General features: G+C 70.5%; 18 protein-coding genes. 5 read left to right on the top strand and 13 right to left on the bottom strand.

All coding sequences use genetic code 11. The annotated features are described in order from the left end of the window. Positions 1-25: 25 nt before the first annotated feature. From MTO99_RS15225 to MTO99_RS15195, 7 genes are all read right to left on the bottom strand, one after another. Positions 26-1,243: a Gfo/Idh/MocA family protein gene (locus MTO99_RS15225; protein WP_243554554.1), complete on the bottom strand. Its 1,218-nt coding sequence runs from the start codon at positions 1,241-1,243 to the stop codon at positions 26-28. Continuing rightward, positions 1,240-2,151: a TIM barrel protein gene (locus tag MTO99_RS15220; protein WP_243554553.1), complete on the bottom strand. Its 912-nt coding sequence runs from the start codon at positions 2,149-2,151 to the stop codon at positions 1,240-1,242. The genes MTO99_RS15225 and MTO99_RS15220 overlap by 4 nt, the downstream gene beginning before the upstream one ends. Before the next feature lie 263 nt (positions 2,152-2,414). Then, positions 2,415-3,065 carry a hypothetical protein gene (locus tag MTO99_RS15215; protein WP_243554552.1) on the bottom strand — a complete coding sequence of 217 codons (651 nt, stop codon included), beginning with the start codon at positions 3,063-3,065 and terminating at the stop codon, positions 2,415-2,417. Positions 3,066-3,605: 540 nt separating this feature from the next. Continuing rightward, entirely contained in the window at positions 3,606-4,310 is a 705-nt protein-coding gene (locus tag MTO99_RS15210) for a DUF3800 domain-containing protein (protein ID WP_243554551.1), read from the bottom strand. Positions 4,311-4,422: 112 nt separating this feature from the next. Continuing rightward, on the bottom strand, positions 4,423-6,993 hold the full coding sequence (locus MTO99_RS15205; protein WP_243554550.1) for a DEAD/DEAH box helicase family protein: 2,571 nt from the start codon (positions 6,991-6,993) through the stop codon (positions 4,423-4,425). Continuing rightward, on the bottom strand, positions 6,977-8,644 hold the full coding sequence (locus MTO99_RS15200) for an Eco57I restriction-modification methylase domain-containing protein (protein ID WP_243554549.1): 1,668 nt from the start codon (positions 8,642-8,644) through the stop codon (positions 6,977-6,979). Before MTO99_RS15200 ends, MTO99_RS15205 begins: the two co-directional genes overlap by 17 nt. Then, positions 8,641-9,333, bottom strand: coding sequence for a DNA methyltransferase family protein (locus MTO99_RS15195; RefSeq protein ID WP_243554548.1), 693 nt, complete (start codon positions 9,331-9,333; stop codon positions 8,641-8,643). Before MTO99_RS15195 ends, MTO99_RS15200 begins: the two co-directional genes overlap by 4 nt. Before the next feature lie 95 nt (positions 9,334-9,428). Here MTO99_RS15195 and MTO99_RS15190 point away from each other — a divergent pair, with 95 nt between their 5' ends. Further along, on the top strand, positions 9,429-9,701 hold the full coding sequence (locus MTO99_RS15190; protein WP_243554547.1) for a helix-turn-helix domain-containing protein: 273 nt from the start codon (positions 9,429-9,431) through the stop codon (positions 9,699-9,701). Between the two features lie 109 nt (positions 9,702-9,810). On the opposite strand, the gene MTO99_RS15185 is transcribed toward MTO99_RS15190, so the two are convergent. Further along, the gene (locus tag MTO99_RS15185; RefSeq protein WP_243554546.1) at positions 9,811-10,728 is read right to left on the bottom strand and encodes an NAD(P)-dependent oxidoreductase; all 918 of its coding nucleotides are present in this window, start codon (positions 10,726-10,728) and stop codon (positions 9,811-9,813) included. Between the two features lie 99 nt (positions 10,729-10,827). Between MTO99_RS15185 and MTO99_RS15180 the strand changes: the two genes are divergently transcribed. Then, positions 10,828-11,793 carry a cation diffusion facilitator family transporter gene (locus tag MTO99_RS15180; RefSeq protein ID WP_243554545.1) on the top strand — a complete coding sequence of 322 codons (966 nt, stop codon included), beginning with the start codon at positions 10,828-10,830 and terminating at the stop codon, positions 11,791-11,793. A 130-nt stretch (positions 11,794-11,923) separates the two neighbouring features. Here MTO99_RS15180 and MTO99_RS15175 read toward each other — a convergent pair whose 3' ends face one another. Together MTO99_RS15175 and MTO99_RS15170 are read right to left on the bottom strand one after the other, a co-directional pair. Next, positions 11,924-12,739: a DNA/RNA non-specific endonuclease gene (locus tag MTO99_RS15175; protein ID WP_243554544.1), complete on the bottom strand. Its 816-nt coding sequence runs from the start codon at positions 12,737-12,739 to the stop codon at positions 11,924-11,926. A 185-nt stretch (positions 12,740-12,924) separates the two neighbouring features. Beyond that, positions 12,925-16,941 carry an SCO7613 C-terminal domain-containing membrane protein gene (locus tag MTO99_RS15170; RefSeq protein ID WP_243554543.1) on the bottom strand — a complete coding sequence of 1,339 codons (4,017 nt, stop codon included), beginning with the start codon at positions 16,939-16,941 and terminating at the stop codon, positions 12,925-12,927. 270 nt (positions 16,942-17,211) lie between these two features. Between MTO99_RS15170 and MTO99_RS15165 the strand changes: the two genes are divergently transcribed. Continuing rightward, positions 17,212-18,228 carry an SDR family oxidoreductase gene (locus MTO99_RS15165; protein WP_243554542.1) on the top strand — a complete coding sequence of 339 codons (1,017 nt, stop codon included), beginning with the start codon at positions 17,212-17,214 and terminating at the stop codon, positions 18,226-18,228. A 267-nt stretch (positions 18,229-18,495) separates the two neighbouring features. Continuing rightward, on the top strand, positions 18,496-18,723 hold the full coding sequence (locus MTO99_RS15160) for a hypothetical protein (RefSeq protein ID WP_243554540.1): 228 nt from the start codon (positions 18,496-18,498) through the stop codon (positions 18,721-18,723). A 411-nt stretch (positions 18,724-19,134) separates the two neighbouring features. On the opposite strand, the gene MTO99_RS15155 is transcribed toward MTO99_RS15160, so the two are convergent. The 3 genes from MTO99_RS15155 to MTO99_RS15145 form a co-directional block, all read right to left on the bottom strand. Then, positions 19,135-19,536: a hypothetical protein gene (locus MTO99_RS15155; protein ID WP_243554539.1), complete on the bottom strand. Its 402-nt coding sequence runs from the start codon at positions 19,534-19,536 to the stop codon at positions 19,135-19,137. Then, positions 19,533-19,895 carry a hypothetical protein gene (locus tag MTO99_RS15150; protein WP_243554537.1) on the bottom strand — a complete coding sequence of 121 codons (363 nt, stop codon included), beginning with the start codon at positions 19,893-19,895 and terminating at the stop codon, positions 19,533-19,535. The genes MTO99_RS15155 and MTO99_RS15150 overlap by 4 nt, the downstream gene beginning before the upstream one ends. Positions 19,896-20,076: 181 nt before the next feature. Next, entirely contained in the window at positions 20,077-22,374 is a 2,298-nt protein-coding gene (locus MTO99_RS15145; RefSeq protein WP_243554535.1) for an LLM class flavin-dependent oxidoreductase, read from the bottom strand. A gap of 95 nt (positions 22,375-22,469) precedes the next feature. Between MTO99_RS15145 and MTO99_RS15140 the strand changes: the two genes are divergently transcribed. After that, a complete protein-coding gene (locus tag MTO99_RS15140; protein WP_243554533.1) occupies positions 22,470-22,835 on the top strand; it encodes a winged helix-turn-helix transcriptional regulator in 366 nt (121 codons plus the stop codon). The last annotated feature ends 24 nt before the right edge of the window (positions 22,836-22,859 follow it).

Genomic DNA, 22,859 nt, shown 5'->3' with positions numbered 1-22,859 from the left:
CTGGTGGTGTGGTGCGGTCGTGGTGTCAGGGGTGGGTCGGCGGGCTCTCGCGGTCGGTCGCGGCTTCGCTCTCCGCCGCGATCGGCGCGCCCATCGAGTCGGCGAGGCGGCGGAGCATCCGCTGGCCGACCCGCAGATCGTCGGCAGCCTCGGCCGCTGACGACGCACTGCCCGGAGCCCCCGGATGCCCCGCGACGAGCGCCGCGAACGAGCGCAGCTCGTGCTCGAACGCCTCCTCCTGCATCCACTCGGTCTCGGACCGGCGGCTGCCGAGCGGTTCGGCCCGCTCGGCGACGGTGAGCACGGTGGGCGCGTTGAGCACGTACGGCACGGCGAAGCGCAGCGACACCGTGCCGGTCGCGTGGTGGAAGGTGACGGTCTCGCGGTACTCGGGATAGTCGGGGATGAAGTGCCAGTCGATCGACCACGGCACGTCGGCGTGCGCGGCGAGGCGGCCGCCGAGCGACAGCGAGCCGGGGAATCCGCCCCACTGCTGCGCGCGCTCGACCGTGCCGATGCCGCCGACGAGGCGGCGCAGCAGCGCGATGTCGTGGATGACCGAACCCAGCACGACGTTCGTGTACAGCTTGGGCAGGGGGTCGGGTGCTGCGCCGATCGCGCGCTCGACGATGGCGGCGGTGCGGTCGGCGAGCTCGGATGCCACGTCGCCGGGGATGTCCGTCGGCGGCGGGGCCAGGCGCGCGAACGCCAGCTGCGCGCCGTCGGCCGGGTGCAGCACCTCCACGGTGACCGCGCGCAGCTCGACGCCGGCGAGCAGGTCGGCGGCCGCGCGGGTCGCCGGGTCGTACTCCTTCATGTAGCCGACGCGCAGCTCGGCGGCGAGGTCGGCTCCGCGACGGGCGGCGGATGCCTCGAGCTCCTCGATCTCGCCGAGCGAGAAGGCGAGCGGCTTCTCGGCGAGCACGCGGATGCCCGCATCGAGCAGCCGGCCCACATCGCCGGCGTGCGAGCCCGAGGTCGCCAGCACCGCGCCGTCGACCCGCACGTCGCCGGCGTCCCGGGCCGCGAGGAGCGCGTCGAGCGACGAGAACCCCTGCACTCCCTCGCCCGCTTCGCGGGCGAACTCGGCCGCGCGACCCGCCGAGAGGTCGACCACGGCCGTGAGCTCGACCAGGTCGCGGTTGCGGCGGATGAGCGGCAGGTGCACGCTCTGGCTGATGCCGCCGAGCCCGATGACGGCGATCGCGACCCGCGGTGCCCCGGTCTGCGACGTTCCGCTCATGCGAACCACCGACGCAGGCGCTCGCGGTTGTCGATCTGGTCCTGGCGGGCGCGGTCGACGTCGGCCGCATCCTGCAGGATGACGTCCTGCTCGACCACGAGCCATCCGTCGAACCCCGACGCGACGATCTCGTCGACGATGCGGTCGACCGCGAGATCGCCGTCGCCGAGGCGCACGAACATGCGCTGCTCCCACACCTCGTGCAGCGGGTCGGCGGAGCCGGCCGCACGCTCGAGCACCGACCGGTCGGCGTCCTTCAGGTGCACATGGTTGATGCGCGACCGCCACCGGCCGAAGTCGGCCACCGGGTCGCCGCCGCCGATGAGCAGGTGCCCGGTGTCGAAGGTCAGGTCGACGTCGGTGTCGGCGAGGAAGCGCTCGATCTCGTGCGGGGTCTCGACATAGGTGCACGCGTGGTGGTGGAACGTGGGCTCCAGGCCCGCGGCGCGCACGCGCGCCGCCACGACGGCAACTCGATCGGCGAAACGCCGCCACGCGGCATCCGACAGCTCGAGATCCGCGCCGCCGCCCGGCCGCGCGTTGCGCTCGGCCGAACCCGAGTCGGCGATCGTGGGCTTCGGCGCGCGCTCGGGATCGGCTTCGGCCGCGGCGCGGAAGATCGCGAGCGCCGCGTCGAGCCCCTCGAGGGATGCCTCGAACGCGGCATCGTCGCCCGCACCGAACGGCAAGTCGACCCATCCCCCGGCCAGCCCGAGCCGGTGGGCGCCGAGGTTCGCCGCGATCGAGTCGGCGTCGCCCAGCAGGCCGATCGGCCCGAGATCGATGCCCTCGTAGCCGGCCTCGGCGACCCATGCGGCGAGCTGCTCGCCATCGGGCAGCGGCACGAGGTCGGGCCGGGACAGACCGAAGACGCCATAGCTGACAGGCGCATTCGCAAGTCGGATCACGGAGGTCCTCTCGACGGGTCGGCCCGCTACCCTGCGAGCCCGCGTGTCACGTTACTAGGTTCTGACATATTTACAACCGCACATGCGAACTTCGAGCCCGGCGACGCCGTATCGACGCCGCCTCGACGCCGCCTGTTCATCGTTCGGACGCGATTCGGCGCGGCATCCGACCGATGGCAGCCGAATCGCGTCCGATCGCCGGAGTACCCGCGTCCGATCGCCGGAGCCCCCGCGTCGGACCCGTCCGCGGACGACCGCGGCGATCAGCCCCAGTAGTTGGCGAACGGGTTCTCGAGCTCTTCGCGCCGCTCCTCAGCGCGGCGCACCGCGAGGTCGAGGTCGTCGGCGAGCTCGCGCATCCGCTGCGGGCGGGCGAGTTCGTACTCGGCATCGATCGGGATATCGGGCCACTCGCGATCGAGTCGCTGCTCGATGACCTCGCCGATCTGCTCCCACGCCGCGTCGCGGGCCCGCACGGCGAGGTCGCGCAGGTACTCGGGATCCTCGCGCTTCGTCCAGAGCGCCTTGGCGACCGCCGCGTACACCTTCTCGCGGCGGCGCAGGTTCATGGTGTCGCCGCGGTGGTAGTCGTGCTGGTGCTTGCCCACTCCGTCGCGGCTCGCGGCGGCATCGCGCTCGGCCGCGGAATGCTCGGCGGTCTCATCGGCCTCGTGCACGAGCTCGCGCAGCACTTCGCGCGCCGCCGCGACCGCGCGGTCGTCGCTCCAGGGTTCGTCGCCGCGCAGCGCCTGCACGATGAACCGGTTCGTGAGGGCCATGCGACCGGATGCCTCGGCGAGCAGCACGCCCTCCTCGATCATGTCCTCGATCGGCGAGGGCACGACCTCGGGCAGCGCGTTGCGGTCGAACGGCTTGAATCGCTTGCCGCGCCTGCGCGCGAACCACCAGGGCATGCGCACCTCCGAATTCCACCCGCTCCGAGCCTACGGCCCGACCCGCCCGCTCGCGAGGTCGCGGGCGCGCGGGCGCGCGGGCGCGCGTGCTGCTGGCGGGACCGCCCACCCCACCATCTCCGCTGCGCCACTTCGCCGCCCTCCGCGCCACCCGGGCTGGCGCAGACCCCGCCGACGTGGCGCAGCGGTGTGAACGCCGCCCGTGCGAGCGCGCTACAGCCGACCCGCATCCCCGCCGACTCACGCGATCGCGGTCACCGTCGCCGCCGGCCCGCCTTCCCCGCGCCACTTCGGCGTCCGTCGCGCCACTCCGGCTGGCGCAGACCCCGCCGTACTAGCGCAGCCGCGGGCGGCCGCGCCGAGAGATCGTGCGATCGCTGCGCGACCGACTCACCGACGTGATCGCGGCGGCGCAGCGGGGTCGAAGATCCTGTGAGGGATCCAGCCGGATGTCATCCGTTGCGGCTAGAATCGGGAACGCAGGACGCCACAGGCCTCCCGCACCTAGCCAACACCCCGCCCTGGCGGGGTGTTGTGTTTCTATGGCTGCCAGACGTATTCCGAGACCGTCACACTTCTGATGCGAGCGGTGATACGGCCGACCGCAGCGCGGGATCGCGGATCCTCCTCAACGATCGTCCGATCGCGGTTGAGAAAGTACGTAGCGAGGTCCGCCGCTTGCAGCAGCCTGCTGGCGTGCGAGGGGCCGAAGTAGATCGTGTCGACGAGATTGCCGAGCTTTCGCTGCGTATAGCCGGGCACTCGGCGGATCTTGAAGTCGACGAGGTTTCTTCGGCTGTTCGTCGCACTGTGATGGTCATCGGCAAGCACGATGGCCATTTCGTCATGCACCCGCTCCATCCGTGAATCGATCTCGTCGAGCAGATGCGCAAGCGTGAGAAGGTGCGCGGGATATGGGTTCTGGTAGCGAGTGCGCAGCCGCACGAGGTCGATCCCGCGAAACACGTACTCAGCCCTCGAGCGCTCGATCGTCTTAGCGATGAGCTCGCTGGCCTTGACTCGCCACGCCACTGGTACCCCGTCCCACTGGTTCGTGCCATGGAACATCTCGTGGGCATGGAACTCGGTCCGGCGGTCGAATCCCGGAACATTCGCTTCGATGAGCTTGCCTATTCCATCCAACCCGGCCTCGATCATCCGCGCCGCGCGGTCATCCACGATGAGTCCGCCGATGAAGTAGTACCGAGTATCCCTCGCCGACTCATCCACATACACCGCGCGCACTCGGGCGACTCTACTGGAGGGGCACGACAAGGAAGCCGTGTGACAACGCGTCACGAAACACGGATCTACGTGTCGACACAGCCTCGAACTCGAGGCTGATTCGAGCTGCGGCTCAGCCCTTCTCCACGGCGACCACCGTGTCGTAGAGGCCGTACTCGCGCAGATCCACCTGCGACTTGATGCCGGTGTACTCCAGCGACGCATCCTCGTATCGACGGAACGCGAATACCGCCTGATTCATGTGGCCGGCATTGAACACGCCGAGCGAGACGAGCAGATCGAAATCCTCGACAGTGAGTCCTGTGACCGCTTGGAAGAGTTCGGGCTCGATCTTCGTGATGACGTCTTTCAGCGTGTGCTCGCGGAAGTCGGTGAGATACATGAACGCCGGGATCCGGGTGGCGAACTTGATCAGCTTCTCCTGGATCTGCTTGCGCTTGGATTTGTACTCTCGCTCCTCGGCCGTGAGCTGCTTCTTCTCGGTCGGGGTGAGGTCGTCCCCCTTCTCCTTCTTGGTCGTCTTCACCGCCTCGCTCTTGTTGACGACCGTCTCGAAGACGTTCGACCCGAGCGCGCGGAACCCCTCGATGTTCATGACCGCATCCATCGCGGCCTGATTGCCCATGATCTTCTTCAGGGTGAGGTTGTCGACATTGACGAGCACCGCCGACTCCCACTTGCGCGCGAGGAGGGTCGCCGAGGTGCCCGACATCGCGATGTCGAGGATGCCGGCGGCGTCGACCTGGGTCATGTTCGATCCGTCGTACGCGAGCACCGGCAGGAAGCTCACGAGTTCTTCGACCGCGCGCTCGGGGTTCGGCTCGTCGGGCGCGAGGCCCGTGCCGTACTCGCTGATCTGACGCAGCGCGCGAGTCGGAGCGAAGTCGAAGACGAAGCAGACGGGCTTCAAGATCTCTTCGCGGCTCGGGTCGTCGCCTTCGGGGTTGCGGATCGTCCACGGCGACTGCACTCTGAACGCGGCCTGGAAGTAGGTCTCGGGCGCCTGCAGATTGCGCAGCATGAGGATCGACGACCACTGCGGCACCGTCACGCCCGTTGTCAACTTGCCGACGGTGAGGGTGATCGTCTTGGTGTCGTGCCCGTTGCCGATCGCCTCGCGCACCGGCGGAAGCGCATCGAGCCCGACACCGATGCCGGGTGCCGACACGTTCACAACCTGATAGTCGTGCCAGAACACGTTCTGCGGTTCGGCGAGCAGGTTCTCCATCGCCGCGCACGACGCGGTGCGCGGGAGCATCCAGATCGAATGCTGCAAGTACGGCAAGAGTCGCACGTCGGAGTATGGAAAGGGCGGCTTGGTGCCGGCTTTCAGTGCGTCGACCTGGGTCGCGAAGTGCGCTCCGCGAATGACGTCGAGCCACTTCTGGACCTCGTGCTTGTGCACGAACTCGGCGTCTTGGATCCCTGAGCCTGTCGAAGGGACCGTCGCCTCGAAGAACGCGTTCAGGTCGAACTCGTCGAACTCCCCCTGGCTCGCGATCGCGATGAGCTCGTCGGGCATCTGGTAGGTGAGCAACCGCATCTCGGGAAGGGCCGCGTACGGGTTCGGCTGATAGTCGAGGGAACCGGCCGGATGCTTCGCCGCGAATGCCGCCTTCGCGCGCTGTTCATCGGAGTAGGTCCAGTTGAAGATCTGCTCTTCGATGAACCGGCCCTCTTTGAGCACTTTGAACGGGGTGCCCGAGAGGTAGAGATACGACCGGGCCTTGATCGGCACGAACGCGTCTTCGTCGCTGCCGCGCTCTTCGAGTTCTTCGGCGAAGGTCTCGAGGTCGGCCCCGAACTCGAGCTCGGTCTCCTTCTTGCGCGCCTTGTCGTCCTCGCCCTCGAAGAGCTCTTTGGCGGCGTCGCGCCAGGCGCCGAAGTGGTACTCATCGAAGATCACGAGATCCCACATCAGGTCGGTGAGCCACTTGTGCTTAGCCTTGAAGTTGCCGGCTTTGTCGCGCCCCATGAGGTCTTGGAAGGAGCCGAAGAACACCAGCGGCCGGTCGGGGTCGACGCCAGCGGGGTCTCCCCCGGTCTCGCGCGAGAGGTACTGCCAGCCGTCGAAGTCGACATGCGACTGCAGATCGGTCTTCCAGGCGTCTTCGACCGCGGGCTTGAACGTGACGACGAGCACGCGCTTCGCCGCGAGCTTCTTCGCGAGCTGATACGCCGTGAACGTCTTGCCGAACCGCATCTTCGCGTTCCAGAGGAACTCGGGAACCGCGTCATCGTTCTCGGCCCAGATCGACTCGAAGTAGTCGTAGGTCTTCTCGACCGCGGCGCGCTGCTCGTCGCGCATCGGGAAGTCGGCATGGTGGGTGCCCTCGTACTTCTGGCCGGTGCGCAGCTCGACGATCGCGGTGCGCACGTCGTCGACGGTGCATTCCATCCACTCAAGCGTCGGGTTGGCGAAGCCCTTCTGCTTGAGCCGCGCTCGCACGTCGTGGTCGCGGAACACGCTGCCGTCGTCCCGATCGGCCGGCTCGTCGAGCACGATCGTGTAGTTCTCGATCGCGGCCGTCTTGAGCTGCTGGGCAATGCGGGTCTTCACGTCCTGAGTCGTCTGCCCGATCTTGAGCCGGCCCGCGTGTTGATCGTCGTCGATCGAGTAGGCGTAGATGCGGAGACGGGCGGCGGGCTTCTCGGGGAGGAGTGCGTCAATCGGTTTCGGCATCGACATCCTCGTCGAACAGCGTGTCGTCGTGTGCTGCCACCTGAGACTCGATGAACGCGATCTCCTCGTGCGTGAGGCCATACCGTTCGTACAACTGCTCATCCGTCCAGCGGCGATCGAGTGGCACCTCGGGTACGAAGGCGTACACGGCACGCGGTGCATCCTGGGTGGATTTGCGGAGCGACACGAGGAAGCGCACGAACCGTGTGCTGAGGTACTGCGCGAGCGCTTCAGCCTCCGGCCTGGTCGGAAACCAACCCGCTACGAGGTAGGTCTCAGTGCACGCGGTGCCGGGACCTGTCACGATCGGCTTACTCAGGAACTTGGTCTCGATGGCAGCGCTCGTGCCCTGGACTCGAGTCATCAGGACCTTCCACCCGTCGACCCACGCTTCGTTCGACGGCAGGCTTCCTCGCTCGATCCAGTCGATGCGCTGATTTGCGAAGAGCTTGACAGGATCGGTCATTCTCTCCGGCGTCGATCGACCGGTGTAGTTCGTAGGGAGGCCGAACGGCTTACGGCTCGAGACTCGCGCATCGAGAGTCGACTCGCCGCGCGCGCGCACCTTCTCCAGAATCGGCACAGCCTCGTTTCTACGAACGAGTACGTCGTATGCGTCGAGGTAGCGCGCGACCGGTACACCGAGCGCTTGGCGATCCCACATCGTCTGCACCGTGCAGGGCCCGTCGTACTCCCGTTCCCAGAGGAAGTACGAGATACCGCCGCGGATCTTCACTCCGGGGAAAGCGTCGTACAGTTTGGGGAAATCGACTATCGAGCGCATCCGATGGTCGCCGAGCATTCGACGTCGATATGCCTCGAGCCCCTTCCCGCCCGCGAACCATCGAGACGGCGTGACGAAAGTGGCCATCCGCGGGTTGAGTTCGAGCGCCCTCTCGACGAACAGCTGATAGATCGGTGCCGCGCTCGTGCCGTATCCACCGTCATCGAGCTGATATGGCGGGTTCCCGATGATGACGTCGAACTGCATGGCTTCTCCGAACAGCTCGGCGATGCGAGCCTTGATGTCGTCGGTGTGGATGAATGCGTAGGCGTGGGTCTCGAGCACATCCGCGCGGTCGTAGCCGCCGCCGGCACCGCAGTACTTGCATCTCCCGGTGCCCCGTTGTTCCACCGAAACCTCACGACCGGTGGTCGGGTGCACGCGGAAGACGCGCTTGCGTCCGACCCACGTATGTTCGGTCCGCTCGAACCAGATGTTTCCCCAGTCGCGATCGAAGCTCCTCGCGATCGAGTGCGGCCCCGTGGCATCCTTCGAGCAGTACACGCTGCGGCGCGCGAGCAGTGCGGTGAGCCGCGTGATGCCGATGCCGAACACCTGTTTGGTGAGGATGTGGTCGACGCGCTGCTGCAGGTCGGGGATCTGCGATTCGAGCCCGTCGGTCAGTCGGCGAGTGATCTCACGCAGGAAGACGCCCGACTTCGTGAACGGATCGAGGAAGGTGACCGTCGGATCGGCCCAGATGCTCGCCCCGGCGTTCGATTCGGCCCAGGCCCGCTCGAGCGTGTCGAGCATCTGGTTGGCGAGCTCGGGCGGGGTGAACACTTCGTCGCTCGAGAGGTTCGCGATACAGGTGAGCACGTCGGGGTTGTGGCCGACGCGTAGGGCGAACGACGCCTTGTGGGTCACTGCGCGTCCTCGGTTTCGACAGGCTCAACCAGCGGACGCGCGGTTTCGACAGGCTCAACCAGCGGACGGTCGAGCTCCGCGACGGTCATCACCGGGTAGGTACGCACCGGCGTGAACACCTCGTGCTCTTCGAACGCGTCGAAGAGCGTGCCCTGGAACGATGCCCGCTGGGTGAGGTTCGCGTAGTGGAAGTCGCGCCGCTGGTACTTGCCGCGCCCGAGGTAGCCCCACTCGGGGAACGTGATCGGCTCGCCGGAGGCATCCGTCATCTTGAGGGCGTCGCCCTGCACGATGTTCGCGGCGAGGACGGCTGCGGCCGCGCGCGACCATTCGCTCGAAGCATCCACCTTCAGATACCGGGCGAAAGTACCCGCGAGGTTCTCGCGGCACTCGGCCGCGTTGTCCGCCAGCAGTTCGATGCCGTACACGCACATCAGCGCGAACAGGGCGTAGTGCCGCTTCTCGAAGTCACTGCGCCCGTGGCGGGCCTGCACCGCGGCGAGCTTGCGCTCGAGGATCGGCACGAGGAAGTTGCCCGACCCGCACGCCGGCTCGAGAAAGCGCGAGTCGATGCGCTCGGTCTCACCCTTGACCAGGTCGAGCATGTCGTCGACCAGCCACCGGGGCGTGAACACCTCGCCGTGATCGGCGACGCGCTGGCGCGACTTGACCAACCGCTCCTCGACCACCGGCGGCTCCCTCCATGTGCGGACAGAGCTGAGTGTACTTGTACCCGGGGTCACTCACCCTGGCACCGGAGACCGGGCGCGTTCACGCTGGACGGATGCCCCGCGTCCCATCAGCCGCAGCTGCCCATATCGGCAAGCGGATCGCGGCCGCGCGGGCGTCGCGGGGAGTGACGCAGGACTGGCTGGCCGTCGAGAGCGGCATCGACTCGTCCAACATCCGCGGCTACGAGAGCGGGCGAGCGATGGTGAGCGTGCATACGCTCATGCGGATCGCCGACGCACTCGACGTACCGCCCGGAGACCTGCTCGACGGGCTCACGCTCGACCTCTTCGACGAGGTGGCCGCGCGCCGGCAGAAGGCGGGCTGAGCTCGCCCGGCGCGCTCTGCGCCACTTCGCCGCCCTCCGCGCCACCCGGGCTGGCGCAGACCCCGCCGACGTGGCGCAGCGGTGTGCGAGACCTCGACAGCGGCGCCCCTCACGCCCCCGGGTCGAACCCCGCAACGCTCCCATCCGGCGACGGATGCTTCGCCACCAGGCTGCAGTCGAGCCCGCCGTATCCCTCGGCGATGAGCTCGCGGAACTGGCCGAGCGCGATCGCCGCGGCCGGCAGGTCGAGCCCGGATGCCTCGCCCGCCGCCAGCGCGAACGACAAGTCCTTCTCGGCGAGCGCCGTCGAGAACGTCGCGGCGTAGTTGCGATTCGCGGGGCTCGACTCCACGACGCCGGGCGCGGGGTACCAGGTCCGCAGCGGCCACGACTCCCCCGACGACACCGACGCGACCTCGAAGAACCGGCGCGCGTCGAGCCCGAGCGAGGCGGCGAGCGCCGCGCCCTCGGCGACGCCCAGCAGCGACACGAACAACATCAGGTTGTTCGCGAGCTTCGCCGCGATCCCCAGCGTCGGCCCGCCGAGGTCGAAGACGTGCCCCGCCATCGGCTCGACCAGCGGGCGGGCGGCAGCGACCGCGGCCGGGTCGCCGCCGAGCATGAAGGTCAGCGAGGCGGATGCCGCTCCGCCCACGCCGCCCGAGATCGGCGCGTCGACGAACGCGAATCCGCGCGCGGCCGACTCGTCGTGGCACCACCGGGACGTCTCGACGTCGACGGTCGACGTGTCCAGCAGCAGCGCGGTCGCGGGTGCCGACGCCCAGATCCCGCCGACCCCGGCGTAGACCTCGCGCACGTGCTCGTTGCGCGGCAGCGACGTGAACACGGCGTCGGCCTCCGCGACGGCGTCGCCGATGCTGTCGCACGTGATGACACCGGCGGCCGCAGCGAGGTCGTTCGCGGCGGGATCCAGGTCGAACCCGCGCACCACGTGGCCCGCCTCGACGAGATGGGCCGACATCGGCCCGCCCATGTGCCCCAGTCCGATCCATCCGATGGTCGCCATCGTCGCCTCCTCGCGCCGCTGCCCCCACGCTACGCCGCACCCGAGCGGGGCGGCATGCCCCGCGCGCCGAACGGTGCCAGACTCGGGGGCGGGGGCGGCATGGCGGGAACCATCGGGACCACGAAGACGGATGCTCCGAACGAGAGCCTGATCACCGTGCTGATCGCGTTCGCGGCGAATGCGCTCATCGCGATCGCCAAGACGGTCGCGGCCGTGCTGACGGGGTCGGCGTCCATGGTCGCCGAGACCGCGCACTCGTGGGCCGACACCGGCAACGAGGTGTTCCTCTACGTCGCCGAGCGGCGGTCGAAGCGGCGCGCCGACACCATGCACCCGTTCGGTTACGGCAAGGAGGCGTACGTCTGGTCGATGTTCGCCGCGTTCGGGCTGTTCACCGTCGGCGCGGTCGTGTCGGTCTGGCACGGCTTCTCGGAACTCGCCGACCCCGAACCGGCCGGCGACTTCGGCATCGCGTACGCCGTGCTCGGCATCTCGGCATTGCTCGAGGGCGTGTCGTTCCTGCGTTCGGTGCGGCAGGCGCGCCACGACGCGCGTGAGCGCCACACCGACACGCTGCGGCACATCGTCGACAGCTCGAATCCGACTCTGCGCGCGGTGTTCTTCGAGGACGCCGCCGCCCTCATCGGCCTCGCCCTCGCGTTCGGCGGCATCCTGCTGCACCAGCTCACGGGGTCGGCGGTGTTCGACGCGATCGGGTCGATCCTCGTCGGCGTGCTGCTCGGCGTCGTCGCGATCCTGCTCATCGGGCGCAACCGCGACTTCCTCGTCGGCGTGATGGTCGACCCGCGCGCCCGCGATGCGGTGCTGCGCGAGGTACTCGCCGACCCTCGCATCGACCGGGTGACGAGGTTGCACATCGAGTTCCTCGGCCCGTCGTCGGTGCTCGTCATCGCGGCGATCGACCTCGCCGGCGATGCGGCCGAGCACGATGTCGCCGCGGTGCTCCACGAGATCGAGCGCGCCATCCTCGCGCACGACCGGGTCGGCGCGGTAGTGCTCACCCTGTCGGCCCCCGGCGAGGCGGCACTGCTCCCCGAGCAGTGACCCCGCCGGGCACCGCCCCGAGCAGTGACCCCGCCCGGCACCGCCCCGTTGCAGGCACCGTCTTCAGTCGGCGGCACCGCCGGACGTATCTCGGTCTGAACTCGGTGCCTTGTCTGCGGGGTAGGGGCGGCTACAGCAGCAGGTCGGCGGGTTCGCGCACGCGCTTCCATCCGGCCGCGGCGACGGTGCGGGGCATCCGATCGGCCGCGACGAGGCCGGGCATCGCGAGCCCGGCGATCGCGGCGATGTCGGCGACCGGCGCTTGGAAGGTGCGGAACGGCCCGAGGTCGGGCGCGGTCGACCGATCGGATGCTCCGGGCCGGACGCCGCGCTCGACGTCGACGAGCGGCGACTGGTCGAGCACGAAGCCGGCCGTCGCGAGCACCTCGTCGCGCACCCACGCGACCACCTTCCAGAAGCGCAACGGCACGCGGATGCCCCGGTACGGCGGGTCGTCGGGCTCGAGGAACGGCGCCGTGAACACCGACAACCGCAAGTCGTTGACGTCGGCGAAGGCCAGCACGTGGTCTTCGAGCCCGAGCCACAGCTCGGCTGACTGGTTGAACCCGGCCGCCTGGGGCGCCGCGTTCGGGTAATGGAACGTGTCGGCGTTCGCCCGCGCGGCGACCTGCGGCGGCCCCCACACCGGGTCGCGACGGCGCACGAGATGGCCCCGGTCGAGGTCGTTGCGCACGTAGATCTCGGGCCCGGCCTGCCAGTCGGCGGGGATGCGTTCGTCGAGCCGCCAGTCGTCGCCGCGCGCAAGATCGACCAGGGCCGCGCCGTCGACGTTCACCCCCGTCACGCGTGCGAGCCGGCGCACCGGATCGAGCACGACCGTGAAGTGCAGGTAGTCGAGCGCGACGGTCGGGGGCGCCCCCGATGCATCCGTCTCGACCCGCGGCATCGCCGCCTGCACCCCGAGGAACCGCCCGTCGAATCCCATGCCCCGATTCGACCACGCGCCCCCGACATCCCGCACTCCCCGCCCTGCCTGTACGCAATTCAGGTTCGCACTCGGCGTGTCGCGGTCAGCCGCCCGGATTCCGGCTGCGACACACCTCCGAACCTGAATTGCGTACAAGCGAGAAGCAGCAGGCAGCAGGCAGCAGGCAGCGGGCGCGCCCGCGCTCAGCGCAGCTCGCGCAGCCGGGCCGCCACGCCGCCGCGGCTCGTGCGACGCTCGGCTCCGGCGGCGATCGCGAGCAGCACGGCGCCGGCGGTCGCGAGGGTGATCCACCACGGCATCGCGCCGACGGTGCGGTCGAGCTGGGCGCCGAACACGACGATGTTCTCGAGCGGCAGCACCGCGAGGCCGAGCACGAACGGCGCGGCGAGCCGGCGCGACGACCCCACGAGGATCGCGACGAGCGCGAGCGCGATCACCAGGATCGGCCGGTAGAGCTGCGGGTCGGTGCCGGTGGCGAGCACCGACGGCAGCAGGGTGAGCACGATGCCGGGCGCCAACAGGGGCCACGATCCGCTGAATCCGAGCGGCCACGAGTTCAGCGATGCCCGCACGGGCGACGCGAGCGGGCCGGCGGCCCGCAGCCCGGCAGCCCCGGCGGCCCGCAGCCCGATGACCCCGGCGGCGACGACCGCGAGCCCGAGCGGCAGCGAGAACGCCTCGACGCGCAGGTCGCGCGCGCTCCATCCGGCGACGCCGACCGCCCACGCGAGCGCGTACGTGAACCAGAACGGGGGCAGCACCGGCCGCGCACCGCGCGCCCGCGCGACGGTCGCTACGGCGAGCACGAGGAGCACGGCCATCAGCGCCCAGAGAGTCCAGATCGCGAACCATTCGCGGCGGATGGCGGTGATCGGCCCGGCGGCGAGCATCACCAGCGCGGGCGCGGAGAGCCATCGGGTGAGGGCGAGCGGATGCTCCGCGGGCACCCCGGTGCGCAGTGCCCGCGCCGCGAGCGCGGCGAGGGCGGCGGCCACGACCGAGAGCGCCAGCACCGGAGCCATCACGGATGCTCCGCCCGACGTGCCGGCGAACCATCCGGGCAGTGCGTCGATGCCGATTCCCCAGCGCACCGCCTGCAGCGCGCCGGCCGTGGCGGCCGCACCCCCGCCGACCAGCAGCGGAGTGCGCAACGCGCCGAAGCGGCCGGCCGTCGCGAGGCGCGCACCGACCGCGACGAGCAGGATCGCTGCGGCGAGCAGCGCCCAGGTGCGCCACGCGACCACGACGGAGGACGCGACGGAGGACGCGACGGACGACGCGTCGCCGAACCCCGTGTTCGGCGCACCGAACGCCAGCACGAGCAGCGACGGCGCCAGCGCGACCGCGGTCGCCCAGCCGAACAGGGCGCCGCCGCGCCGCGTGCGGGCCACGAGCACCGCCGCGACGACCGCCGCCGCGAGGGCCGGCGGCAGCGTGTACGGCTCGACGACGTCGATGCCGAGCATCGCCCAGACCGTCCAGAGCGCACCCGTCCAGCAGGCGGCCGCGATCCACCAGCCGTACCGGCGGCCCGCGACGACGCGCGCGGCCGCCGCCCCGAATCCGAGCACGACGAGCACGGCGACGGCGGTGCCGAGGCCGGCCGCCTCGCGCACGTACGCCAGCACGACCGCGATCGCGCCGGTCGTGAACGTCGCGACTTCGAACCAGATGCGCAGGTCGGCGGCCGCGGCCGGCGTGAGGCCGCGGGCCGTGACGACCCGCTGGCCCGCCGCCGACGTCGCGAGCGCGAGCGCGACGATCACCGCGACGACGGGAAGCACGACGGGCGATCCGCTCGATTCGAGCAGTTGGGCGCCGAGACTCACGACGACCACGGCGAGCGCCGGCACGATGAGCGCCGCGGCGGCACCGCGCACGAGCAGGTGCAGGCCGGGCCGCCGGGTGAGCACGAGCGCGAACGCGAGCACGACGGTGACCCCGGTCGACAGCGCCGTCCACCCGCTGCGCTCGACCAGCACCGACGCGACGCCGATGACGAACGGTACGGCCGTGACCGCGAGCACCGCCTGCCAGACGCGTGCGCCGACCTGCGGCAGCAGGGTGACGACGAGTGCGGTCAGCGACGCGGCGGTCGCGGTGAGGCTGATGACCGCGAGGATGTCGAGCCCGGCCCGGCCGAGGGCGGTCGCGAGCAGCACGAGGGCGTACGCGTACGCGACGGCGAGATGGACGGGCCGGATGCCTCGCGGCAGTGTGCGGGCGACGACGAGCAGCGTCGCGGCGAGACCCGCACCGACCGGCACGACCGTCGCCGGGTCGGCCCAGCTCAGCATCGCCGCCGTGATGAGGGCGAGGTGGGCGAGCACGGTGAGGGGCGCGCGCATCGCACCCGACGCGTTGCCGAGCGCGCCGCCGGTCGCCCGTCCGGGCCTCGCGAGCACGAGCCCGGTCGCGACCAGTGCGACCGCGATGCCGACGAGCGCTTGCCCCCACGGCAGGAGCCCGGTCCATCCGGTCAGCAGCGTGGCCGCGGCGGCCGCGATCCATCCGGCCGTCGCGAAGGCTCCGCGGGCGAAGGCGGCGGATGCCTCGCCGGCGCGCTGCACCGCGAACCCGAGTGCCGCGATGCCCACCGCGACGGCCGCGACGCCGAGCAGCATCGCCAGCCCCGCATCGGCGGGCAGCCCGGTGACGGTGGATGATCCGACACGCCGGACGGGTTGGGTGATTCGCAGCCCGCCGGATCGGGCACCGAGTGCGACGAGCGCCGACCCGGCGGTCGCGACGAGCCCCTCCAGCGCGGGCAGGATGCTCGCGAGCGCGATGGTCATCGCTCCCGCCCGGACACCGCGCACGCGCAGGGCGCCGCCTGCGGCGAGCCATCCGTTCGGATCCGATCGTTGCGCACGGGAGACGAGCGCCCACCCGGCGGGAACCCAGCCGGCGAGCGCGGCGACGGCTGCGGCCGCGGCCGGCACGATCGCGAGGAACCACACCGTCGGCACCGGCAGGGCGCACACTGCGAGCGCTGCCGCGACCGCGGCGAGCGCGCCGGCCGACCAGCTCCAGAACCGGATCGCGCCGCGCACCCCCGACACTCCTGCGAGCAGGGCGAGGCCGGCGATGAGCGCCGACCCGCCGAGGGCCCCTGCCCGGGCGTCGCCCAGCCAGGCGATCGCGATGAGCGGCGCGACGCACACGGTGGCCGCCGCCTGCATCACGTCGAGCGTGACGCGGGTTCCCCGCAGGGGGCTCTCGAACCGCCGCGCCGCCCGGCGAAGCGTCCGACGCGCGGCGACCGCGGCCGCGGCCGCCCCGGCCAAGCCGACCGCCCACGCCCACACCGGCCGGGTCGACGGCTCCAGCGGTCCGCCGAGCACGTCGCCCGCGGCGAACCCCAGCAACGCGGGCACCAGGGCGAACCCGACGAGCCCCGACCACCACCAGGCGCGCAGCCGCAGCGCCCAGCCGAGCCCAAGCAGCGCCGCGGCGGCGACCGACGTACCGGCCGCTGCGTACCACCAGCCGCTCGTGCCGGTCGGTGCCGCCTCGGCGAGCGCCTGCACGTCGAGCACGAGGAACACCGCGGCGAGCGCGGCGAGCGCCTCGGCCGAGAACCCCGCGCCGCGCCGGTCGAGCAGCCATGCGCCGACGCCGAACAGGAGGGTGACGGCGGCGATCACGGTCGTGCGCACCCCGAATCCCAGATCGGGTGTGAGGAACGCGAACACGATGGCCGCGGTCGCCACGAGCGCGGCGCCGGCGACGGCGAGCACCGACGAGACGCTCACGGGCGAGCCGCCGGGCGACGGGTGCGCCGAACCCCGGGCGGGAGGCGCAGCATCCGTCGTCGATGCCGGGTGCGCCGGTTGCGCAGCGCCCGGAGCCGCACCCGGGCCGGCACCGGGAGCGGCGACCCACGCCGCCGCACCCACCGCACCCACCGCACCCACCGCACCCGCCGCCTCGGCCGCACCCGCCGGCGCCTCCGTCCGCGCGGCGCGCTCCGGAGCATCCGCGAGTTCGACCGTGGCCAGCCTGCCGATCGCGTGGTCGCGCTCGCGCAATGCGTCGGCGACGGCGACCGAGGCGCGCCAGACCGCGACGCCCGCCTCACCGTCGAGGTCGGCCCCGCACCGGCCGCACACCTTCGCGGTGAGCGCCGCGTCGCACCGAGGGCACGCCGTGGTCGAGAGCAGATACCGGGTCGCGAGGTCACTCCAGGTGGTCGCCATCCTCGCAGGGTAGGAGGGATCGCGGGCCCCGTCGTCATCCTCGCGGCTGATCGCGGACGGGGCGACGGATCGCCCGCGACGGAGACGACCCGGATGCCCCGTGTCAACGCCTCGACGCGCGCCCCGCGATGGGCCGACGATCGAAGTGGTCGCATCGAGCGACCGACGACGAGATCCGTGCGCACCTCGGCGAGTGAGCCGACGGGGGTAACCGGTGTGCGATCCGGTCCGGCGGTGCCGCTTCGCGGCGGCATCCGCCAGCATGGACCCATGAGCTCCAAGCGCATCCTCTTCCTCGGCGGCACCGGCGTCATCAGTTCGGCGTGCGTCGCACGCGCGATCGAGGCCGGTCACGACGTCACGGTGCTCAACCGCGGCGGGTCGTCGGCCAAGCGACCGCTGCCCGAGGGGATGCGGGCGCTCACGGCCGACCTGCGGGATGCGGCGTCGGTCGATGCGGCACTGCGCCAGGCAGGGTCGGATGCCACGGGCCGCGACTTCGACGTGGTCTGCCAGTTCCTCGCGTTCACGCCCGACCACGTGCAGGCCGACCTCGATCGCTTCGAGGGCCGGATCGGGCAGTACGTGTTCATCTCGTCGGCATCGGCGTACCAGAAGCCGCCGAGCCGCCTGCCGATCACCGAGTCGACGCCGCTGCGCAACCCGTTCTGGCAGTACTCGCGCGATAAGATCGCCTGCGAAGACCTGCTCGTCGGCGCCTACCGCGACCGTGGGTTCCCGGCGACGATCGTGCGCCCGTCGCACACCTACGACCGCACGCTGCTGCCGACGATGGGGCACTGGACCGACCTCGCGCGCATGCGCGCCGGCAAGCCGGTCGTCGTGCACGGCGACGGCACCAGCCTCTGGACGCTCACCCACGCCCGCGACTTCGCCGTCGCGTTCGCGGGGCTGCTCGGCCACCCGGCCGCGATCGGCGAGGCGTTCCACATCACCGGTGACCACACGCCCACCTGGAATCAGATCTACGGATGGCTCGCCGACGCACTCGACGTCGAGGCCGACCTGGTGCACGTGGCATCCGAGACCATCGCGGCCGTCAGACCCGAGTGGGGGCCCGGCCTCGTCGGCGACAAGGCGCACTCGGTGGTGTTCGACAATGCGAAGGTGAAGGCGCTCGTGCCATCGTTCTCGACGACGGTGACCTTCGACGAGGGCGCGCGCGAGATCGTCGAGTGGTTCGAGGCGAACCCGGCTGAACAGGTCGTCGACCCCGACGCCGATGCCGCCTTCGACCGCCTGGTGTCGTTCGCCCGAGCCCGGTAGCGACCCACCGCTGGTCGAGCGCGTCTCGAGACCCCGCACCCATCACCTCCCAGCGCACCTCACGAGGTTTCGAGACGCGTGCTCCTTCGTCGGGCGCTGGTTTCGAGACGCGTCCGACTTCGTCGGGCGCTCCTCAACCCACCGCTCAAACAGCGTTCCCCGCGCTAAGACGAGATCGTGGCCATGACGAGCGCGTGCGGGCGATCCTCGGCGAGATCGAGCGCGAGGCCGCCGCCTGAGCGCGGCCGCGACTGAATGAATGAGTAGATGAGTAACACGTCAGGACTGCGCGCCGGCCGACCGAGCCGAGCGAAGGCCGAGCCGCCGGCGACGCTGAGCGCCGTGATTGGCGCCGATGAGGAAACCCAGCGGGTGAACTTTGACCTGGCGAAGTGCAAGCACCGCTGGCTCAAGTCATACGTGGCGCGCGAAGGCACGACGATCACGGATCTACTGACCCGTCACATCGATTCACTGATCGCCCGCGATCGGTAGCCGGCCCACGAAGAACGTCTCCGGAGGTCTCCGGGGCGTCTTCGCGTGAATGGGCTCGGGCGCGCCGGCTCGAGGGCCACGACGGACGCCCCGGAGACTTCCGGAGGCGTCCGTCGTGCCAGTGAGGTACCGGCGCGCTGGACTCTACGGCGTCAGCGAATTCTCGTCGCGTGCTTGATCCGAGGTTTGACCGCGACTAAGGATCGCTAGCTGAATGCCTGCCAGAGAGAGATACCCCAGAAGGACTAGCGTTCTCGCCGCGGGCGTGAGTGTCATGTCAAAGAGAATGATCACCACAGCGATCGCACCGAGACCCAAGACCACGAGAGAAATCCGTCGCATGACCAGCGACGCTACCAGCATGATCTGCCGGTAGCGTCGCTGCACCATCTAGTGCCGATGGTTCCCCCGCTAGAACTGCACGATGCCTGACGACTTCTGCAAGGTCGAAGAGGGAGCTGAGTAGCTCACGCCGAAACCGAAGAAGCTGGCGGAAACGCTGGCGACGGCGCCGCCGTCCTGATTGTGCTCGTAGGTGAACATGCCCGAAAGATCCACCGGACCGCAGTAGTGACTCCGGAGATGGCTCAACACCACGCCATGGTCCGCATCCATCTTGAACCCGGAGACGCCGTCGCGAACCCCGGCGATGGGGGAATTCGTTCCCGCTCCCGCATCGTAGAGATAGCCCTTGCCGGTCGCCGCCCCGTCGTACGTATAGGTGTGGACGTACGTGGCACCCAGCGAAAGGCAGCCCGACGAGTTGTTCGCGAGACGGATCGAGGCGAAGTCATCCGGGGCAGAGCCGTTCACGAAGTCATCGCGAAAGTCCCACGTTCCATAGGCAGCACCATGATTTGCAGAGTGCCGACGTCGATGCCACAGTTTGGCGTGGGCTTGCCGGCGGCGACATCCTCGATCTGTCGGAGGTAGCGCGGTTCGAGCACGCGCAGCTGCCCAGTGGCGGCCGCGGCCGCAAGCTCTTGGGCCAGCGCCTGGGCGTTGCCGTCCACGCTGCACGAACCGCCTCCGGCGCTGCTGCTAAGGGCTTGCACGACCTCGACGGCCGCGGGGTAGAACTTCGTGTAGTGGTCGGGATCCTGGTTGCTCCGCTGGTTGCGGAGCGCCCGAGCGCCAACGAGGACGCGTCTCGAAACCAACGCGACCACCACCCAGCGCACCTCACCGGGTTTCGAGACGCGTGCTCCTTCGTCGCTCGCTCCTCAACCAGCGGCTGGCGATTCCCCTCGTCGCATTTCGAGACGCGTGCTCCTTCGTCGCTCGCTCCTCAACCAGCAGGTGGCGATTCCCCCTCGTGCGCTCCTCAACCCACCACTCAACCCGCGCAACCCGCTACAGCGCGACCTCCGCGTTGTCGCGGAACAGGCCCGCCGGGTCGACCTCGGCCTTGATGGCACGCAGGCGCTCGAGGGTGTCGCCCGGGTACGCGCGCGCCGCGGCATCCGCACCGCGTCGCGTGTCGAAGCTCACGTACGCGCCCGACGAGTGCGGTTCGATGAGCTCGGCCCAGCGCTCGTCGGTGCGGCTCGCCTGCGTGCCCATCGCCGCGACCGAGAACTCGGCGTCGCGGTGCGCGAACGCGGTCGCGTCGGCGGATACGTCGTGCACGGCTCCGCCCATCGCGCGCAGCTGGAAGAAGTACGTCGCCCCCGAGTCGAGGAACGCCTCGGCGTCGCGCGCGAACTCGGGCGTGATGCGCCCGATCACGGCGGTGCGGGCGAGCGGCTCGCCCTCGGCCGAGTGCGTCTCGTCGCTCGCGTTCGAGATGACCGCGCGGTAGGTCGTGAGCTGCACCTGCTGCCCCACCAGGGGCGCTGCGGCCGCCAGCGGCTGCAGCCGCTCGATCACGGTGTCGGGGTCGGGCGAGTCGACCATCGCCATCACCTGCGCGTAGCGCGGCTGGCCCGGGCGCGAGCCGCCGATGAGCAGGAAGCTCGTGACATCCCGCGGGGAGTCGACGATCCAGTCGCCCCAGGCCTGCAGGAACGCGGCCGTGTCGGAGGCGTCGAACACGAGCTGCGCGAACCCGACCTCGCCCACCTCGTCGACCTCGAACTCGAACGCGGTCGCCACGCCGATCGCGGCTCCGCCGCCGCGCACGGCCCAGAACAGGTCGGGATGCTCCGTCGCCGACGTGCGCACGATCGAACCGTCGGCGAGCACCAGCTCGACCGCGCGCAGGTGGTCGATGGTCAGCCCGTGCTCGCGCACGAGCCAGCCGATGCCGCCGGCGGTCGCGAGCCCGCCGACGCCCACCCCGCCGTAATCGCCCGAGCTCAACGCCCAGCCGTGCGGCTCGAGGAACGCGGCGACGTCCTTCCAGCGCGCACCGGGTTCGATGCGCACCAGCCGGGATGCTTCGTCGAGCACCGTCATCTCGCGCATGCGCGACACGTCGATGATGATGCCGCCGTCGTTCGTCGAGCGTCCGCTGATGCCGTGCCCGGCGCTGCGGACTCCGAGCGGGATGCCGGCGGCGGCGTGCTCGCGCGCGAACCCGACCGCGTCGGCCACCTCGGCCGCGGTCGTCGGCTGCAGCACGAGGCCGGGCGCGCCGCCGCGCATATACGTCGAGCGCACGCGTGCGTACGCCGCGTCGCCGGGTTCGATGGCGGATGCCGCGAGCGAGGCCGGCACGGCGTCGTAGTCGATGCCGTCGCGGCGCTTCGCGAGCTGGGCGGTCGAGCGGATGCGCGCGCCGCCGCCGACGTCGCCGGCCGTGCCGGAGGCATCCGGGCTCGAGCCGAGCTCCCGCGCGACGGCCTCGCGCAGCCCGGGCGCGACCTCCTCGATGAACCGCTGCATGGTGCCGGGGTCGTCGCTCGCGAGGATGAAGGTGTCGGCGCCGTCGTCGACGACGTAGGGCAGCAGCTGCTCGACCCACTGCTCGGCCGGTCCGTCGAGGAACCGGCCGCCGGCCGGCGAGAAGCGGCCGCCGATGTTCAGCAGCCGGCGGATCTCGGCGGGGTTGCGGCCCGCCTTCAGCGCCGCCTCGTCGATGCGCGCCGCGCTCTCGGCGTACTCCCCCGGCTGCAGGTACGCGAGCGACGGCAGCCACCCGTCGCCGAGCCGGCCGATGAGGCGGAGCATCCGGGGCTTCAGGCCCCCGATCCAGATCGGGATGTCGTGCGCCGGAGCCGGCCCGCGCTTCGCGCCGGCGACCGAGTAGTACTCGCCCTCGACGCCGAAGTACGAGCGATCGGACGCGTCCCATGTGCCGCGGATGATCTCGATCGCCTCGGCGAGCGCCTCGACGCCCTGGCCGGGCGTGCGCTTCGGGCCGCCGATCGCGCCGATCGCGTCCTGGAATCCGCCCGAGCCGAGGGCGAGCTCGAACCGCCCGCCGCTGAGCAGATCGAGGCTCGCCGACGCGCGCGCGAGCACCGCGGGCTGACGCTGCAGCGGCAGGTTCAGCACGTTGCCCGCGAGGTGGATGCGCTCGGTCTGCGCGGCGACCCAGGTCAGCAGGGTCCACGTGTCGTGGAAGCGCGGCTGGTAGGGGTGGTCCTGGAAGGTGACGAGGTCGAACCCGACCTGCTCGGCGAACTGCGCGAGGCGCACGGGCGTCTCGGGCGGGTCGTTCGAGGGGGTTATGAAGGTGCCGAACTGCAGAGGGCGGCCGTAGTGCATGGTGCTCCGTTCTATGCGCTTCCATGATGCGTCGGATGCCTCGACCGCCGCATTCCGCTGGTAAGCTGCTAACCGAAAGTAAGCGAGGTGTCGTGATGGCGCATTCCCCTTCGGCGCAGTTGCGCGAGCTCGGCCACATCGACGACGAGATGTGCCGCAGCTTCACGCACGCGGTCGAGTTCGCCGGCCGCAAGTGGAACGCGGCCATCCTGCTCGCTGGAGTGCGCGGCGCCCGGCGGTTCTCGGAGTACCGCGAGACCGTGCACGGCATCTCCGACCGTGTGCTCGCCGCACGCCTGCGCGAACTCGAGTCGGGCGGGCTCATCGAACGGCACGTGCGCCCGACCACGCCCGTGACGATCAGCTACACGCCGAGCGCCGACGGCCTGCGGCTCATGGAACTGCTGCAGCCGCTCACCGAGTGGGAGCTCGCGCGGCGCCGTCCGTCGCCGGTCGAGTAGGCGCGCCGGCGCGCGCCCCGCTCG

The sequence above is a fragment of the Agromyces larvae genome (assembly GCF_022811705.1).
GTDB classification, from domain to species: domain Bacteria; phylum Actinomycetota; class Actinomycetes; order Actinomycetales; family Microbacteriaceae; genus Agromyces; species Agromyces larvae.
This window is presented reverse-complemented; position numbering and strand designations above follow the sequence as displayed.